The 17,419-nt window shown below is 62.5% G+C and carries 12 protein-coding genes and 1 other RNA gene; 7 read left to right on the top strand and 6 right to left on the bottom strand.

What is annotated here, in order from left to right; all coding sequences use genetic code 11:
* Positions 1 to 13: 13 nt before the first annotated feature.
* The 3 genes from ACCQ03_RS00890 to ACCQ03_RS00900 form a co-directional block, all read right to left on the bottom strand.
* Complete coding sequence (locus ACCQ03_RS00890) at positions 14 to 3,049, bottom strand: TonB-dependent receptor domain-containing protein (RefSeq protein WP_150147290.1); 3,036 nt, start codon at positions 3,047 to 3,049, stop codon at positions 14 to 16.
* A gap of 325 nt (positions 3,050 to 3,374) precedes the next feature.
* Complete coding sequence (locus tag ACCQ03_RS00895) at positions 3,375 to 6,413, bottom strand: TonB-dependent receptor (protein ID WP_209227456.1); 3,039 nt, start codon at positions 6,411 to 6,413, stop codon at positions 3,375 to 3,377.
* A gap of 167 nt (positions 6,414 to 6,580) precedes the next feature.
* Positions 6,581 to 7,633, bottom strand: coding sequence for a LacI family DNA-binding transcriptional regulator (locus tag ACCQ03_RS00900; protein WP_209227458.1), 1,053 nt, complete (start codon positions 7,631 to 7,633; stop codon positions 6,581 to 6,583).
* 410 nt (positions 7,634 to 8,043) lie between these two features.
* On the opposite strand from ACCQ03_RS00900, the gene ACCQ03_RS00905 reads away from it, so the two are divergent.
* Both ACCQ03_RS00905 and plsB read left to right on the top strand, forming a co-directional pair.
* Positions 8,044 to 9,015 carry a hypothetical protein gene (locus ACCQ03_RS00905; RefSeq protein WP_057687072.1) on the top strand — a complete coding sequence of 324 codons (972 nt, stop codon included), beginning with the start codon at positions 8,044 to 8,046 and terminating at the stop codon, positions 9,013 to 9,015.
* The gene (plsB, locus tag ACCQ03_RS00910; protein ID WP_057678855.1) at positions 9,015 to 11,684 is read left to right on the top strand and encodes a glycerol-3-phosphate 1-O-acyltransferase PlsB; all 2,670 of its coding nucleotides are present in this window, start codon (positions 9,015 to 9,017) and stop codon (positions 11,682 to 11,684) included. Before ACCQ03_RS00905 ends, plsB begins: the two co-directional genes overlap by 1 nt.
* 4 nt (positions 11,685 to 11,688) lie before the next feature.
* Here plsB and ACCQ03_RS00915 read toward each other — a convergent pair.
* A non-coding RNA gene (locus tag ACCQ03_RS00915) (sX9 sRNA) lies at positions 11,689 to 11,762 on the bottom strand.
* A gap of 259 nt (positions 11,763 to 12,021) precedes the next feature.
* Between ACCQ03_RS00915 and ACCQ03_RS00920 the strand changes: the two genes are divergently transcribed.
* Positions 12,022 to 13,002, top strand: coding sequence for a zinc-binding dehydrogenase (locus ACCQ03_RS00920; protein WP_209227460.1), 981 nt, complete (start codon positions 12,022 to 12,024; stop codon positions 13,000 to 13,002).
* A 433-nt stretch (positions 13,003 to 13,435) separates the two neighbouring features.
* Here the strand turns inward: ACCQ03_RS00920 and ACCQ03_RS00925 are convergent, their stop codons facing one another.
* On the bottom strand, positions 13,436 to 13,627 hold the full coding sequence (locus ACCQ03_RS00925) for a YdcH family protein (RefSeq protein ID WP_209227462.1): 192 nt from the start codon (positions 13,625 to 13,627) through the stop codon (positions 13,436 to 13,438).
* A 156-nt stretch (positions 13,628 to 13,783) separates the two neighbouring features.
* Here ACCQ03_RS00925 and ACCQ03_RS00930 point away from each other — a divergent pair, with 156 nt between their 5' ends.
* The 3 genes from ACCQ03_RS00930 to ACCQ03_RS00940 all read left to right on the top strand — a co-directional run bounded on the left by ACCQ03_RS00930 (position 13,784) and on the right by ACCQ03_RS00940 (position 16,193).
* Positions 13,784 to 14,356: a hypothetical protein gene (locus ACCQ03_RS00930; RefSeq protein ID WP_102584112.1), complete on the top strand. Its 573-nt coding sequence runs from the start codon at positions 13,784 to 13,786 to the stop codon at positions 14,354 to 14,356.
* Positions 14,357 to 14,535: 179 nt separating this feature from the next.
* Complete coding sequence (locus tag ACCQ03_RS00935) at positions 14,536 to 15,552, top strand: hypothetical protein (protein ID WP_209227463.1); 1,017 nt, start codon at positions 14,536 to 14,538, stop codon at positions 15,550 to 15,552.
* Positions 15,553 to 15,671: 119 nt separating this feature from the next.
* Positions 15,672 to 16,193 (top strand): hypothetical protein, encoded by a 522-nt coding sequence (locus ACCQ03_RS00940; protein WP_209227464.1) that lies wholly within the window; start codon positions 15,672 to 15,674, stop codon positions 16,191 to 16,193.
* 116 nt (positions 16,194 to 16,309) lie between these two features.
* Here the strand turns inward: ACCQ03_RS00940 and ACCQ03_RS00945 are convergent, their stop codons facing one another.
* Complete coding sequence (locus ACCQ03_RS00945) at positions 16,310 to 16,537, bottom strand: XAC0095 family protein (protein ID WP_029820797.1); 228 nt, start codon at positions 16,535 to 16,537, stop codon at positions 16,310 to 16,312.
* Between the two features lie 523 nt (positions 16,538 to 17,060).
* Between ACCQ03_RS00945 and ACCQ03_RS00950 the strand changes: the two genes are divergently transcribed.
* On the top strand, positions 17,061 to 17,414 hold the full coding sequence (locus tag ACCQ03_RS00950) for a ribonuclease E inhibitor RraB (RefSeq protein WP_024937634.1): 354 nt from the start codon (positions 17,061 to 17,063) through the stop codon (positions 17,412 to 17,414).
* The last annotated feature ends 5 nt before the right edge of the window (positions 17,415 to 17,419 follow it).

Here is a 17,419-nt window from a genome sequence, read left to right on the forward strand (position 1 = left end):
GTGGCAAGGTACGTCAGAACTTGGCGCCGATCTCCAGCACGACACTGCGTGGCACGTAGTTGATCTCGCCACTGGTATTGATGGCGATGTCCGGATCGAACTGCCCGTTGCTGCCGAAGCCGTTGTAGGCGTACGCGCTGTAGTTCTTGAAGTTGAACGCATTGAGCAGGTTCACGCGCGCGTTGAGCTTGAAGTCGCCGACCACGGTGAATTCCTTGGTGGCCTGGAAGTCCACCGTGCGGTAGCCCCAGATATCGCCACCCACCAGAAACTTGCCGCTGCCCGGCGGGGTGACGCCGACCTGCTGGCAGGTGGCGCCATCGGGATCGGTGAAGCCGAAGCAGGCGATCGTGTTGATCGGCTCGGGCGTGGCCAACACCAGCTTCGCACCGAAGGTCACGCCCCACGGGCCGTCGATCGAGCCGGAGGCGACGAAGCGATGCGCGGCCACCGCGTCGGATTTGACGAACGGGTAGTCGTGGATCGTGGCCTTGTCGAAGCCGTAGGGCTCATCGATATTGCGGTTCTGGCGCGCGCTGGTGTGGGTGTAGGACAAGGTCAGGCCCCAGCCGGATTCCTTGGTGTACGGCTTGTCGGCCGACAACAGCACCTGGCTGTTGCGCTGCTCCAGGCCGTTGCTGCCCAGGATGGTGTTCTGGTAGCCCGGCACCGGCTCGCCCCACGGCACGTTGCCGTTCTGGAAGTAGGAGCCATCCGGATAGCGGTTGATCAGGCCCATCGCAAAACCGTCGTAGCTCAGGATGCGCTGGAAGGTCACATCGGTCAGCCAGTCGCCCACCTGGTTGGTGATGCCGATGCTGTACTGGTCGCTGTACGGCGTCTTGAGCTTGTTGTTGAACATGAAAAGCTCGGCGCTGCCGGACACACCGGGAATGGTGTTGAGCTGGTCGATGCCGTTGAGGTAGCGCGGGTCGAACGCCACGCAGGTGCGGTCGGCGCGATAGCATTGCTGGGTTGCCGGATTTTCGAAATACACCGCTACCGGCGACAACGCCGCCTTGCTGGTTTCCAGCGCCAATTGTTCGAACAGGTTGCGATCGTACGAGCGCGCCGCACCACCATGCACGATGGCCGCTTCGTCGCCGAAGATGTCATACGAGAAGCCGAAGCGCGGCGCCCAGGCATCCTTGAAGTTCTTGCGGTTGTTGCCGGTGCTGATGTAGTCGGCCACGTTGATGCCGCTGGGCAGCAGGCGATTGGCCCACGGCTGGCCGGGATTTTCCGCGTCGTTGGCGTACAGCGCGTCGACGAAGGCCTGCGAGGTGACGAAGTTGGTGTAGGCCGGGGTGTCTTCGTAATCCCAGCGCACGCCGATGTTGATCATCAACTTGTCGGTGGCGGCCCAGTCGTCCTGCAGATAGATGCCGTACTGCTTGGACGGCGAGACCACCGTGGCGCGCTGGCCGGGCGTGGTGTACGGCGCAATGAAGTCAACGCGATACGGCGTGGATTCCACGCTGCCACCATTGACGCGATAGCTGAACTGCGGATTCAACGCCGCCGAATCCTGCGAGGTGAGCTCGATGTCCTTGTAGTTCACACCCATCTTGATGGTGTGTTCGCCATGCCACTGGAAACTGGTGAAGGTCAGATCGTTCTGGATGAACCAGCCCTTCTGGCTCTTGCGCTGCGCGTTCTTGCCGCCAGCCGAACCGGTGGTGAGGAACGTGCGCTCATCGATATCGGTGGAACCGGCACGTGGCTGGAAATAGGTGTAGACGATGCCGTTGCCCAGGGTGCGCGGGGTTGGGTTGTTCTCCGAGTTTTCGGTGCCGACGATGACCTCGTTGAACCAGTTGTCGGCACTGTGCTGCCAACGCAGGTTGGTGCGCTTGTCCTTGTTGATCTTGTCGGTGGCTTGGGCGAGCGTGTTGGTACCGCCGACGTTGGCGGTCTGCGTCTCGTCGCGGTAGATCGTGCTCAGTTCGATGCGATCGCGATCGGTGGGCTCGAAGTCGATCTTGCCGAACAACAGGTCTTCCTCGAACGGCATGTTGGCCGGGCCATATTGGCTGGCCAGGTTGGCCGGCAACTGGCTGACGAAGGCCGCCGCCTCGGAGCTGGGCTGCACGCTCTTGGGCGCCACGTTTTCCTTGCCTTCGTAGGCAACGAAGAAATGCATGCGGTCCTGGATGATCGGCCCGCCCAGTGCGAAGCCGTATTCCTTGGTCTGCGAATCGATCTTGCCGTTGGCTTCTTCGTCGGGCCGCTTGTCGCGCAGGTCCTGATCGGTATAGCGATAGAACGCTTCGCCGTGGAATTCGTTGGTGCCCGACTTGGTGGCTGCGGTAATCGCCGCGCCACTGATCTGGCCGTACTCGGCCTTGTAGTTGGAGGTAATGACCTTGTATTCGCCGATCGCCAGCTGCGGGAATGGATTGCCCTGCGTATCGCTTTGACCGGCGACGCCGCCGCTACGCACGTAGCTCTTCTGGCCCACGCCGTCGATATACAGATTGCCGGCGCTGGCATTGGATGCACCGCCGCGCAGCTTGGTGTTGCCGTTGCCGTCGACCTGAAACACCATGCCCGGCACGGTATCGGCAAACTCCAGGAAGTTACGCGTGGCCTGCGGCAACTGCTGGATCTGGCGCGCGCTGATGGTGTTGCCCACCTCGGAGGTCTTGACGTCGCGGATCATCGGCGCGCTGACCGTCACCGTATCCAGCGTGGTCGCATCGCCGGCCGGCGCGGCGGCCGTCTCGGTGCCCAGATCGACGATGGCGCTGGAGGCCACCGACAGGGTCACCGTGCGGCTGATGCCGTTGGATTCGACCTTGTAGGTGCCCGGCTGCAGCCCGACGATGGTGTAGTTGCCGTTCGCATTGACCGGCGCGCGTCGCACCGAGCCGGTGGCGATGTTGGTGACGACGACTTCGCTGCCGCTCTGCGCGGAAGCGACCTGGCCGCGCAACGTGGCGTTGCTGGACTGGGCCATGGCCGGTGTGGTTGCGAACAACGAGGCGGCCAGGGCGCAGCACAACAGGCTGCGCGCCGGCAGGGTGGAGACGGTGCGGTGATTCTTCATGACTTTCCCCCTCCCAGGGGTAAAGCGCGACGCAGTGCAGTGACTGGCGCGTTGGGTTGGTGCTTTGGTGTGAAACACAGGGACAACAGGCAACAACAGCCGCAAGGGCTGCAAGAACAACAAGGGTCTGCGGGGACGGGTGCTTGCTCCTTCAGGCACGGGTCGAGACGGGTGAGGCAATGGCGGCGCGTGGCCGATGCAGCGCATCGGCAATCACCGGGCCATGCAAAACCAACGATGCACCAGGATTGGTGCCGTGCACGATGGCCAGCACAGGCGGCGTCCCTGTGCTGGCATCGCTGGCGACGCTGGCGCTGCTAGCGACTTACCAGATGATGCGTGCGCTCAGGAACAGCGTCCGCGGCGAGGTGGACAGCGCACCGTACTGGTTGATGCTGGCACGCGGGTTGTAGACGCCGTCCTGGCCCCAGTCGATGGCGTACTGGTCGTAGTTGCGGAAGTTGAGCGCATTGATCAGATCCCCGCGCACCTGCACGGTCAACGCTTCGGTGACATGCATGTCCTTGGACAGCGACAGATCCAGCTGCCGCGTGCCGAAGATGTCGCCGCCGGCGATGAACTTGCCGCCCGGTGCATCCACCGAGACGATGCGGATGTTCTCCGACGGCTGGCCGCCGTACTGGTCGTAGGACACCGCCTCATTGCGCGGCGGCACCGTGGCCAGGGTCAGCTTGGCCGAGGCGCTGATGCCCCAGAACAAATCGTAGATGCCGGTCAGCACCAGGCGGTGGCGCGGCACTGCGTTCAGATCCAGGAACGGGTAGTCGGCGATGGTGGCCGCATCGAACCCGTAGCGATCGTCGTTGCCGCGGTTGCCGCGCGCGCGCGAGAACGTGTAGGCCGCCGTCAGCCCCCAGCCGCTTTCCTGGGTATAGGGCTTGTCTGCCGACAGCAGCAACTGGCCGGTCTTGGTTTCCACGCCGTTGTTGCCAATCAGCAGCGAACCGAAGCCCGGCGGATTCTCGTTCCACGGCTGGCCGCCATTCTGGAAGAAATCGCCATTGGGATAGCGGTTACCCAAGGTGAGGATCAGACCGTCCTTGCTATGGATGTAGGACAGCGTGGCCGAGGTGTTCCACTCGCCCAGCCGCGTGCGCAGGCCCAGCGAATACTGGTCGGAATAAGGCGTTTTCAGATCGTTGTTGAGCAGGTCGATCTCGCCGTTGCGCACGCCCGAGTTGACCAGGCTGCCGAGGCTTGCCGGATCGCTGAGGTAGGCCGGGTTCCAGTTGATGCAGGTGCCCGGCGCCGGCGTGCAACCTGGCGCGGCTTCGGCAAAGCGCAGCGTGTACTGCGCCAGTGCCGACTTGACCTGCTCCAGCCCCAGGATGTCGAACAGGTTGCGGTCGTAGCTGCGCCCGGCACCGCCGAACAACACCAGCGATTCGTCGCCGCGGAAATCGTAGGAGAAGCCCAGGCGTGGCGCGAAGTTGTTGTTGTCTTGCTTACGGTTATGGCCGTTGCTGATGTAGTCGTTGATGTTGACGCCGCCCTTGGCCAGCTGCTCGGCGTAGGTGGCGCTCACCGTCGGGTCGGTGCCGGGACCGTTCAAGGCCGCCACCACTTCCGGCGGGGTCACGTTGTCCAGGTAGGATGGAATCTTCTCGCCATCCCAGCGCACGCCCAGGTTCAACTGCAGCTTGTCGTTGACGTCCCAATCGTCCTGGATGTACAGGCCCAGCTGCTTGCTCTTGGTCGTCACCGACGGCGCCGCACCGGCAAACGGCAGATTGAACTTCACCTGGTACGGAATCGCCGAGGTTCCCAGGCCATCGGCCACCGCGTAGTAGAACGACGGATTGACCGCCGAGTTTTCGCTCTGGGTCAGCTCCACTTCCTTGTACTTCACGCCCATCTTGATGACGTGGCTGCCGTGCCAGTCGATGCTGTTGAAGGTCAGGTCGTTCTGGAAGCTCGGGCCTTTCTGTCCCTTGCGCTGGATCGCCAGGCCGCTGGTGGCGTTGTCGCGGATCAGCACATCGTCTTCGGCCACGCCGCGGGTATAGATATTCTGGTTGCCCAGGGTGAAGGCATTGGGGTTGAACAGCACGTCTTCGTAGGAGACACGCGCCTCGTTGACGTAACGTTCGCCGAAATGCTGCCAGCGCAGGTCGTAGCGTTCTTCGGTGTTGAGGTTGTTCTTGCCGGCGATGGCGGTGTTGCGGTCGCCCACGTCGTCGCGGCTCTTCTCGTCGCGGTACTTGGCGGTCAATTCCAGGCGATCGTTCTCGCCCACGTCCCAGTCGATCTTGCCGAAGTACAGGTCTTCCTTGAACGGACGGGTGACCGAACCCAGGCGGCTCTGCACGCCGGCCGGCAGGTCGTCGCTCAGCGCGCTGAAGCTGTCCGGCACCGAGACCGGGTTGGCCGACACCTCGAAGCCCTTGCCTTCGTAGCTGACGAAGAAATGCGCCTTGTCCTTGACGATCGGCCCGCTGAAGGCCATGCCGTATTCGTCCTGGTGGGTCTGGCGCTTGCTGCCGTCGGCATTGGGCGCACCGGCGCGCTCGTCGGCCTGACGCGCGCGGAAATCGGTATTGGTGGTGCGCCCGAAGATCTCGCCGTGGAACTCGTTGCCGCCGGACTTGGTGGAGGCCACGATCGCCGCCGACCCCACCTGGTCGAACTCGGCCTTGTAGTTGGAGGTAATGACCTTGTATTCGCCGATCGCCAGCTGCGGGAACGGGTTGCCCGCGCTCTGCTCCTGGCCGGAGACGCCGCCGAACAGATAGCTCTTCTGGCCCACGCCGTCGATGTAGACGTTGACCGCCGAACTGGCCTGCGCGCCACCGCGGATGCGGCTGTTGCCGTTCGGGTCGGTCTCGAACTGCATGCCGGGCACGGTGTCGGCGAACTCCAGGAAGTTGCGCGTCAGCTGCGGCACCGTGTTGATCTGCTTGAGCGACACATTGGTGCCCACTTCGGAGGTCTTGACCTCCTGCAGCGAGGTGGCGGTGACCTTGACCGTGTCCAGGGTGGTGGCGGTGCTATCGGCGGGCGTTGTCGCCTCGCCACCACCGCCCAGATTCAGGCTCACCGACGAGGCCACCGACAAGGTCACCGTCTTCTCCGTGCCCGGGCCGGCATCCACCTTGTAGGTGCCCGGCGGCAGGCCAACCAGGGCATAGCTGCCGTCCGGCCCGGTCGCCACGCGTCGCGTGGTGCCCGTGGCGACATTGGTGGCGGTCACCGTGGTGCCTGCCTGGGACGCGGCGACTTGCCCGCGCAAGGTGGCATTACTGGACTGGGCCATGGCCGGACTGGCGGCCAGCAACGAAGCGGCAAGGGCGCAGCACAGCAGGCTGCGCGCCGGCAGGGTGGAGACGGTACGGTAGGTCTTCATGACTTCCCCCTCCCAGGGGTCAGGCGCGTACCGGCAGCGTGGTCGGCGTGGCGCAGGGTGACGCGTTATTTCAAGGACGAACGAGCAGCGGTAGCGGCAACGCTAGAGTTATAAAAAACATAAGAAACCGTAAAGAATTCGTGAAGATGCGACGTAGTGCATAGACGTCAATGGCCTGGCGTGCCGCGGGCGGCGCTGGAGGCACGCACGATCAGCTCCGGAACCATCTGCGAAAACGCCGGCGGCGCAGCGTCTGCAGGCGGTGCAGGCGCATCGACCAACTGTTGGCCCAGCAACAACTGCAACGCGCGCGCGCCCAGGCCGGCGATATCCACCCGCATCGTGGTGAGCGCAGGCAGCACGTAGCGCGCCATCGGCACATCGTCGAATCCGGCCAGCGCAATGTCCTGCGGCACCTTGAGCCCGGCATGGCCGAGCGCGAACAGGCAGCCCAAGGCCATCATGTCGTTGGCGGCGAACACGGCGTCGGGCCGCGTGTCCCGGGCCAGCGCCTGGCCGGCGCGGTAACCGGATTCTTCGTCGAAATTGCCGGGCAAGACCCAGGGCTGCGCGGTCGGATCCAGCGCCAGTTCGTCGCGATACCCGCGCAGGCGCTCATGCGCATCGAAGTTGTCGTCCGGCCCGGCGATGAAGGCGATGCGGCGGTGGCCACTGTCGCGCAGATGCCGGGTCATGACCCGCGCGCCGCCGTAGTTGTCCACATTGAGCACGGGCCGCTCGCTGGCGCTGCCGGCGCAGTTGAGCAGCACTGCCGGCAGGCCGCCGGGCAGCGCGTCTTCATGCACGCCCGAATCGCCCAGCGACGGCGACATCACCACCACCCCGTCCACGCGCCCGGGCAGGCGCTCCAGTGCCCGGCGCTGCGCCTGCGGGTCGCCGTGCGAGCTGGACACCAGCAGGTGGTAGCCCTGCTCGCGCGCCACCTGGTCGATGCCGCGGATCAATTCGGAAAAGAATTCGCCATGCAGGTCCGGCAGCACCACCCCGATGGTGTGGGTGCGCCGGCTGCTGAGGCTGCGCGCGGCGTGGTGCGGGATGTAATTGAGCGCACGCGCCACCTGCAAGACCCGCTCGCGCACCGATTCGGCCACGTGCTGATGCCCGTTCATGGTGCGCGAGACCGTCGCCACCGACACCTGCGCTTCGCGCGCAACGTCCTTGATGGTGACGCTGCCGCCTTCGGACCGTGGCCGACTCATGCTGTGGCGTTCTCCAGGTCAACGCGCGTGGCGCCGCGCGCCGGGGTGAGGCGCGCAGAGTGCTGGCACCAAGCGGCCGTGTCACGCAGGCACATGAATGACATCAGCGCCATCTGATGAAGACCCCCAAGCGAGATGCAGCGCACGCTAGCAGGAACTGCAAGCGCTTACATGATGCGCCGCAGCATTGGGCCAAACGCAAGCGGCGCAAGGGTTGACGTCCGCTCGCTGGACAAGTTTGTCCGAATAAGACATCAGCAGCCAATGTCGGACACTGGTCGACAACGTGCCAGGAACTACGAAAACGTAACATCTGCACACCATACCGCGGCGCACGGTTCGCGCCCGCCTTGCCGCCAATGCCTCCAGACAGCAAGATGCGCCGATCGATCAGGGGGAACATCGTGCGCATGTCGCTACCTACCGTCCGTGCAGGGCGGTTCCACTTCGCCGCGTGGCTGCTGCTGGCCGCGCTGTGCGTGAGCGGCTGCCAGCGCAACCAGACCGCGCCAGCACTGCCCGGCGCCAAGGCCGAGCCGGCCGCGGCGATGCAGGCGATGACCCTGCCGCTGCGGCGCAATGATCTGGTGGCGTATGCCCGTATCCGGGTGACGCCTGCGCAATACACCCAGCTGGAAGCGGCCTGGCGCAGCGGTGCCAGCCGTTGGCCGCTGACCGAACTGCCGCTGCCCAATGAAGTCGGCGCGCTGCTCGGGTCGTTGTCGGCGCCCGATGCCGAACGCCGCCTGCAGCAGGCCTTCGATGCGCAGCTGGCCGGCCAGGCCCAGGGCATCGCGCAGGCGGCGCAATCGCTGGGCCAGTTCGGCGTGCAATACTTACGTAGCCGCAACGACTACCAGCCCGAGCAGCGCGCCCATTACGTGCAGTTGGTCGACGCCTTGAGCGCGTGGGCCGCCACCGCGCCACTGGCCGATCGCCCCCGCGCCAAGGCCAGCATCGCCGACCTGGCGACCGCCGCGCGCGCCACCGGCATCACTTCCGATGCCGACCTGCAGCGGCTGGGCATGGAAGAAAGCCTGCGCCGGCTTGGGCCGTTCTGGGAAACCTGCAAGAAGGTGCTGGAGCGCTACGACCTGTCGATCGACAGCAGCCTGGACGCGCTGCGGACCGGCTTGATCAAGCAGGATGCGGATACCGCCCAGGTCCGGCTGCGCTATCCGCTGGCCGCCCACGATATCGATCTGAGCGTCGCGCTGATCAAGCGCGAGGGCCACTGGTACCAGCTGCAGACCCAGAACGAAGTGCAGGCGTTGCTCGATGCCCAGGCCGCGCCCTTACCTAGCGCCGCTGCAGTGCCCGACACCGCAGCGGCCGCGCCGGCGAAGCCTGCCGACCCCGGGCAACGCCCGGCTGGGCGATAATGACCGTGATGCCAGAACAGAATCCCCTGCCGTTCCCGGACGGCCAGCCCAGCCCGCCCGGCACTGCCGCAGCCGACACCACCGGCGCCACGACGGCGGCATTGCCGCTCGCCGAGCCGGTACCGCCAGCAGTTGCGCCCTCGATCGCCCCCGGCGTTGCCGCTGCGCGCAGCGCCAAGCGCCCTTGGTGGGCGCGCCTGCTCGGCCGCCTGGCAGACCCCTGGCTGAGCCTGACCATCGAGCCGGACCAGCCCGGTCGCTACGACGACGGCCGCCCGGTGGTATACGTGCTGGAAGACTACGGCATGTCCAATGCGCTGATTCTGGACAAGGCCTGTCGCGAAGTCGGCCTGCCGTCGCCGCTGGTGCCGTTGCCGGGCGACCCGCTGGAACGCAAGCGTGCCTACCTGGCGCTCTCACGGCGCAGCAGCAGCAATTCGCTGATTCCCGAGCAGCGTGGCGGCAAGACCCATTCCGATTCGCTGGCCAAGTTGCTGCAGGCCCACCGCGTGCGCGCCGACCTGGACGTGCATCTGGTGCCGGTGTCGATCTTCGTCGGCCGCGCGCCGGACAAGCAGAGCGGCTGGTTCGCGGTGCTGTTCTCGGAAAACTGGGCGCTGGTCGGACGCTTCCGCCGCCTGCTGTCGGTCTTGCTCAACGGCCGCACCACCATCGTGCGCTTCGCCCCGCCGATTTCGCTGCGCCAGACCATGGCCGAAGGACTGCCGCCCGAGCGCACCTTGCGCAAGTTGCAGCGCGTGTTGCGCACGCACTTCCGGCGCATCCGCGAAGCGGTGATCGGCCCGGACCTGTCTACCCGCCGCTTGCTGGTGGACCAGGTGCTGGCCGCCGAGTCGGTACGCGAAGCCATCGCCATCCAGGCCAAGCGCGACAACTCCAAGCCGGTCGATGCCTGGCGCAAGGCACATGCCTACGCCTGGGAAATCGCCGCCGACTATTCCAGCCCGGTGGTGCGCTCGGCCAGCTTCCTGCTGACCCACGTGTGGAACCGCATCTACGCCGGCGTGCTGGTGCATCACCTGGACAAGCTCAAACAGGCCGCGCCCGGGCACGAAGTGGTGTACGTGCCCAGCCACCGCAGCCACATGGACTACCTGCTGCTGAGCTATCTGCTGTACGAACGCGGCATCGTGCCGCCGCACATTGTGGCCGGCATCAACCTCAACCTGCCGGTGGTGGGCACGTTGTTGCGCAAGGGCGGCGCGTTCTTCATCCGCCGCTCGATCAAGGGCAACGCGCTGTATTCGGCCGTGCTCAGCGAATACGTCGCCCAGTTGGTGGCCGGCGGCTATTCCATCGAATACTTCGTCGAAGGCGGGCGTTCGCGCACCGGGCGTTTGCTGCAGCCCAAGGGCGGCATGATCGCGATGACGCTGCGCGCGTATCTGCGCCAGCCGCGCAAGCCGGTGCTATTCCAGCCGGTGTACATCGGCTACGAAAAGTTGATGGAAGGCAACAGCTACCTGGACGAGCTCACCGGCCGGCCGAAGGAAAAGGAATCCATCTGGGGCCTGCTGTGGTCCATTCCCAAGGTGCTCAAGCAGAACTACGGCCAGGTGGTGGTGAATTTCGGCGAGCCGATTGCGCTCAACGACGTGCTGGCCAAGCACGCGCCCGATTGGGACGGCCAGCCGCTGCCGGAAGACGAAAAACCCACCTGGCTGGCACCGGCGGTGGACATGCTGTCCACGCAGATCCAGACCCGCATCAACTGCGCCGCCGACGTCAATCCGATCAACCTGCTGGCGCTGGCTTTGCTGTCCACGCCCAAGCACGCGATGGGCGAAGCCGACCTGATCGCGCAGATCGAGCTTTGCAAGAAGCTGCTGGCCGAAATGCCGTACTCGGACCGCGTCACCGTCACCCCGCATACGCCGGCGCGCATCATCACCCACGCCGAAGAGATCAACGTGCTCACGCGCGTGTCGCATCCGCTGGGCGACGTGCTCAGCGTCAGCGGCGACACCGCGGTGTTGCTGAGCTACTTCCGCAACAACGTGCTGCACCTGTTCACCGCCTCCTCGTGGGTGGCGTGCTGCTTCCAGAACAACCGCCGCATGAGCCGCGCCGGTCTGTTGCGCCTGGGCCGCACGGTATACCCGTTCCTGCAGGCCGAGCTGTTCCTGCCGTGGAGCGAAGACCGCTTTGCCGAGCGCATCGAACAGACCATCGACATGTTCGTGCGCGAAGGCCTGCTGCTCAACGTCACCGACGACGACGGCGGCATCCTGGCACGCAACACCGGGCAGACCGACGAAGTGTTCCGCCTGCGTGCGATCGGCCATTCGCTGCAACAGGCCTTCGAGCGCTATTACATCGCCATTTCGGTGCTGGTGAAGAACGGCCCTGGCGTGCTCGGCGCCGGCGAACTGGAAAGCCTGTGCCAGCAGGCCGCACAGCGATTGAGCCTGTTGTATGCACCGGCCGCGCCGGAGTTCTTCGACAAGACCCTGTTCCGCGGCTTCATCCAGAAATTGCGCGAGTTGCGCCTGGTGTGGCCGGACGAAAACAGCAAGCTGATGTTCGACGAGCGCCTGGATGCCTGGGCCAAGGACGCCAAGTTCATCCTGGGCCGCGAACTGCGCCACACCATCGAACGCGTCAGCCCGGCGGCGGCCAAGCCGGACGTGGTGGTGCCGCCGCAGTAAGAGCGACTGACAAGACGTAGCGAGCAGTCGTCGGGTGGGTGTGGACGGCGCGCAGGAACCAGAGCGCACGTGGTACATGCCGTACCGGGCACCGGCCGCGCCCGCCTGGCGGCTGCACAGTCGTTTTGCTGGATGCTCTAAGCCGTTGGCGAATGCCTTCACGTCTTGCAGGGCGCGTGGGTCGCGTGGCGAGGCGTCTGTGGACGAGGCGCCGGCTGCCTTCACATAACGGTTCCGTTCGCTTCATCGGGCGCTTGCAGCGCTCCCGTTAGCATCGCGGTTTCTTTCATTGTGATCGGCTGCGTTGCACCACCGGCGTGGCCGACAGGAGACTTGCATGCGCGCAGCCATCCACACCCAGTTCGGCAACCCGGCCAAGGTGCTCGAACTTGGCGAACGTCCCACACCGCAACCCGGCAAGGGTCAGGTCCGCATCGCGATGCGGCGTTCGCCCATCCATAACCATGACCTGTGGACGGTGCGCGGCAACTACGGCTACAAGCCCACATTGCCGGCGATCGGCGGCAGCGAAGGGTCGGGCGTGATCGATGCGCTGGGCGAAGGCGTCCAGGGTCTGCAGGTCGGCCAGCGTGTGGCTGCTGCCGGCGTGCACGAGAGCTGGGCCGAGTACTTTCTGGCCGAGGCAACCGGTGTCGTTCCGCTGCCCGATGCACTGGACGACGACCGCGGCTGCCAGCTCATCGCCATGCCGTTGAGTGCATTGATGCTGATCGAATTCCTGCAGGTCAACAAGGGCGATTGGATCGTGCAGAACACGGCCAACGGCGCGGTAGGCAAGACCGTCGCCATGCTGGCGGCGGCACGCGGCATCAACGTGATCAATCTGGTGCGTCGCGATGCCGGCGTGGACGAACTCAAGGCATTGGGCATCGGCAATGCGGTGTCGACCGCGCAAGACGGTTGGCAAGCCAACGTGCGCGCGCTGGCCGGCGATGCGCCGATCGTGCGCGCGGTCGACTCGGTCGCCGGCAAGGCGGCAGGCGAGCTGATGGGGCTGCTTGCCGAGGGCGGCGAGTTGATCTCGTTCGGCTCGATGACCGGCGACCCGCTGGAGATTGCCAGTGGCGATGTGATCTTCAAGCAGGCGACCGTGCGCGGCTTCTGGGGCAGCAAGGTCATGGCCGCCACCAAGTCCGAGGACAAGCGCCGCATGATCGGCGAGCTGTTGAAGGCCGCGCTCGACGGCAGCCTGGCACTGCCGGTGGAAGAGGTGTTCGATCTGGCCGATGCCGCCAAGGCGGCGGCCGCCAGTGCCGAGGCCGGACGCAGCGGCAAGATCCTGTTGCGCGCCGGCTGAGCGCTGTACGCAGCAGTCTGGCTGAGCGCTGCACGCAGGAGTCTGATTGGCTCGCCTTGGCGCTTCCTTCTCCCGCTCGCGGGGGAAGGTGCCCGAAGGGCGGATGGGGGCAAACGCAGTGAGAGTTGGTCAACGTCTGCGGGCGCCCAGTCAGGCGCTCACGTGCGCGCAGCGCCACGCCAACGCCACGCTTGGCTCAACCAGCGATGGCCTGCCCCGCACCCCATCGCCACTCGCATGTCACGCGGTCTCCGTCCCACCAGTCAATCTGTTCACCGCCAATGCAGGAGCGCGCCGTAGCGTGCCTGGCCGTGCGGGTAACGCCTCATCGCGCCCAGGTGCGCTCCTACGCAGGGGTGTTGGCGCGCGCAGCAGGCAGACGCGGCGATCAGTGCACGGCCTTAACCAAGCGAACGCAACCGCAGGCATGGCCTCACGCCGGCTCGTCAGGCACCAGTTCCATTTCCAGCCGTGTGATGCAGTCCTTGAGATGCAGCTTGCGCTTCTTCAGGCGCTTCATCTGCAGCTCGTCCTCCATGTTGGCGGGCACGCGCTGGATCTCCTCGTCCAACGCGCGGTGGGCGCGTCGCAACTCGGCGATCTCGGCGGGTGAGAGAGTTTCCACGGCTCCGAGCATACACAACCACGGGCCGGCCGCGTCACCTGTGCTTGCCAAGCCGCCCGGGGCTGCGACAATGCCTGCGCGCCGTTGGGGAAACGGCGGCGCGCCTGATCCCATCATTGCCGCGCGGCCATGGCCGTCGAGAAAGGAGTCTTTACGATGCGTTTGCGTTCTTCCCTGCTGGCCCTGAGCCTGCTCACCGCCGCCAACCTGGCCAGCGCCGCCGACGTCGCCAAGTACGACGGCTTTTTGTGCTGCAACCTGCGCACCGACGGCAGCTGGATCAGCGACAGCAACTACGCCGAAGACGGCAAGCGCATGCTTCCCGTAGGCACCCCGGTCAGCGTCACCGGCTTCGGCCGCAACCGCGTCAACCTCAAGATCGCCGGCGAAAAGCAGTCCATCGGCAACGATTACAGCCGCGACCTGGACAACACCGCCTTCGCCGCCCGCTATGTCGTCACCGCCGACCCCAAGCTCAAGCTGGCCACCTTTCCGCCCAAGATCCGCCAGGCCATCAATGACGGCAAGCTCACCGGCGGCATGACCCGTGAACAGGTGCTGATGGCGGTCGGCTACCCGATCAGCAGCGAAAACCCGAATCTGGACGCCTCGCTGTGGCGCTACTGGCGCGACAGCTTCTCCGAGTACCAGGTGCAGTTCGGCCCCAGCGGCAAACTGGTCAAGGTCACTGCGGACCCGCAGTTGATGAATTTGATTTGGCTGCCGTGAGTATTAGTTGCAAATATCGTCGCGTCGACTTACTTCGCGTGCTAGATGCAATTGGGGATTGCTGATTGAGTTAGAGTGTTGCTAAAGACAAGGGTCGCCTAAAAATTTTCCTCGTTCCTACGACTTTCAAACAGGAGCATTAAAGTAAAGGGCGCCACGGATGCTATCGGGAGATAAATGTGAACACGGTAATCAATCAAAATGGCGAGCCCGCAGGTGGCGACCTCATTGCTCGCGTTCCAAAAGAACACCTCAAGTCACTGTTCTACCTTTTCTCTGGAAAGCCAGACTCACGTATTAAGACTTTTAATGATGCCATCCAGATTTCCAAACAGGATGTTCTGGAATTGCATGACTGTATATCTGCAAAACTGGCGACCCACGATATCGATGCGGTAATTGCTACAGTAAAAATTGGTTACGAGGGTTCCCAACTTAGTGAGTTTGGAACATGGGCAGAATTTTCAGAGCATAACTTCGTAGAGCCAGAAAAGATTGAAGAGATTGTCGTTAAGTGGGACTTTTTAGTTAATGTGCGAGAGTTCGCAAACCCCCAACGACACACCCTGTTGTTCCGAGTTTCTCGTGAGATGAAGCCATCGCAGTTATTTCATATGCTTGGCGCGGGAAATCACGATGAGCTTGATCAAGTGGATGTCATGTCGTGCCCAGCATTTTGTCGTGTAGATTTCATTAATGCGCATATAAGTAAAGAGTTAATCAACGTCGTAAGTGATTGGTACTCGGGCAGGAAAGAGCCTGAGCTCATTGAGCCATTCCTGTACAAGATTAAGAAGAAAAAAAGCTTGGTCGTTGTATTTCTTGATCAGTGGCTTCTTTTTTCATGGGCGATGTTGGTTTCTTCGTTCTTGTATTGGAAGTTTAATGTCAATTATTCCGGAAATCCTCCAATTGGATTAAGCATAATTGCGCTATTCATATCCATTTATTCGCTTCGCCCCGTGAGCAGAATATCTGGGATTCTGGTCGGCCGAGTATACAAGGCGATCTCAGAAATGGAAGGTAGCCGAGTTGTATTTGAATTTACCTCTGGAGATAGGAAGAGGATTTCACAGCAAAAGAAAGATAATCGTAAAAACGGTGTCAGATTTATTGTCGCCAGTTCTTGGAATGTGGCGCTAAACATAATTGCAACTATCATCTGTGCCTACTTCGTATCCAAGGGTGCGCATTAAACGGTTGCAAAGAAACAAGCTTAATTGTGTAGTTATCAAAAATTATTGTTTCTAGGCTCAATTAATCCTTCATATTTTAAAGTTTTGAAAGAAATTAACTTCGATCTAGGGCGAGATATATGGCGACTGACGTAGGGGATGACGCAAATCGCGACGAGGTAGATCCTGAATACAGGCAGTGGCTTGTCGTCGCCGAGCAAAAAGCTCAAGAAGACTATGATAAGACTGTGCTTACTTTATCTGGCGGCGCGTTAGGAATTTCCTTCGCATTTGTCAAAGACATTGTCGGCCAAAATCCGATTCAGAACTCATCTTGGCTTGTTGCAGCCTGGATATTATGGGCGCTAAGCACGTCGGCAATGCTTGGTTCTTTTTTTGTCAGTCGGCTTGCATTACGTAGAGCAATATTGCAGTGCGACGATGGAACCATTTTTTGCAACCCTCCGGGAGGGTTTTACACGCAGCTTACCCGCTGGCTCAACGGGAGTGGAGCTGTTCTGTTTTTACTTGGAATATGCTTTATGGCGGCATTTGTTAAAACGAACCTCACAGAACGAGAGAACCCAAATAACAGACAAAAAATCACCCAGCCGACCACCAAGCAATCCACAACCCCAGCGCCCTCCAGCTCGCAAAGATGAGGGATACGCAAACGACAACAGAACTACTCGAGGCTATGAGCCGCCGCCGCCAAAGCGTAAGTAGGAACAGACTCTTGCTGCGCTGGTGACTCGGGCCAAGCTTCATGCATGGCAGATTAGGGGGGCTGGATTTGCTTCAGGACCTGTTCGATTTGTTCTGCTAATAACTCAAAGCAAAATTCCAAAGCGTCCGGTGTCACCGTCACTTTGTGAGGGTTAGACGCGTCTGCAGAATACTTAGCGCACACCAGCGCCGCTAAAAAGCGCAAATGATCGCGCGTTTGCAGCAACCGAAGCTGCGCGTTTTCCGGCAACAGGTAATACCCGAACAGAGACTGCTCCATGCTCACTCCTCCGGAACAGGCTCCCGCCGCACGATGCGGCGGGATGCCGGGAGGTTAGCAACCGCAGACAGTCGGCGGGCTTATTTCCCTTGCGGGTGTTGTATTCGCCGCCCTCCCGGCGTGGAGACGCCGAGCATGTGCCCGAACATCAGGCACAAAAAACCACCGCTTGACGGGGGTGGCACCGCTGTCTACGGAGTTGCTACGCTCCTCGAAGGAGTGTGCTACTGACGCATGGATGAGTCAAGATGCAGGCCTGGAACCTTGCACTGTTTCGGCTATCGATGCCGTGTCGCGGGGAGGTGGATAGTAAATATCCGGATATTTAAGCGCCGCGGAATGCCTGATTAAATCGAATGCGTCAGCGGATAAAACGGAAAATGCTGTGACTGTCAAACCTATTGTGGGCGCGAAGAGCATTTTGAACCCATCCGATGTCGGGCCAGCCGTTATGACTGGCACCACACAAGCCCGGCGCTAGAATTTCCCCTCGGCCAAGTGGCCGCAAGACATTGAAGCTCTCATGCAACGACACCCGGACCTGTATCCCAACGACGATAACGGCAACACCCTCTGGCACATTGCCCAGCAAGGCGTGGACCTGTCGAAGCCGCGCGAGATTGCGTTCTCCGTGGTCTTCCCCACGAAGGAGTCGGCACTGGAGTTCTCGGTGATGCTGCTGCGCTTCGAGCAAAAGGTGCGTTGTTGCCACTATCCGGAAAACACCGCGTTTCCGATGGACGTGACGGTGTATCCGACCATGGTGCCGTCGCACAAGGCGATTTCGGCATTCGAGGAGGAGCTGGCCGTGGAGGCCAAGCCCCTGGGGGGCCTGAATGACGGCTGGGAGTTTTCCGTGGATGACAAGGACGCCTGACGCAG

The organism is Xanthomonas sp. NCPPB 3569, assembly GCF_041475645.2.
GTDB classification, from domain to species: Bacteria; Pseudomonadota; Gammaproteobacteria; order Xanthomonadales; family Xanthomonadaceae; genus Xanthomonas; species Xanthomonas phaseoli.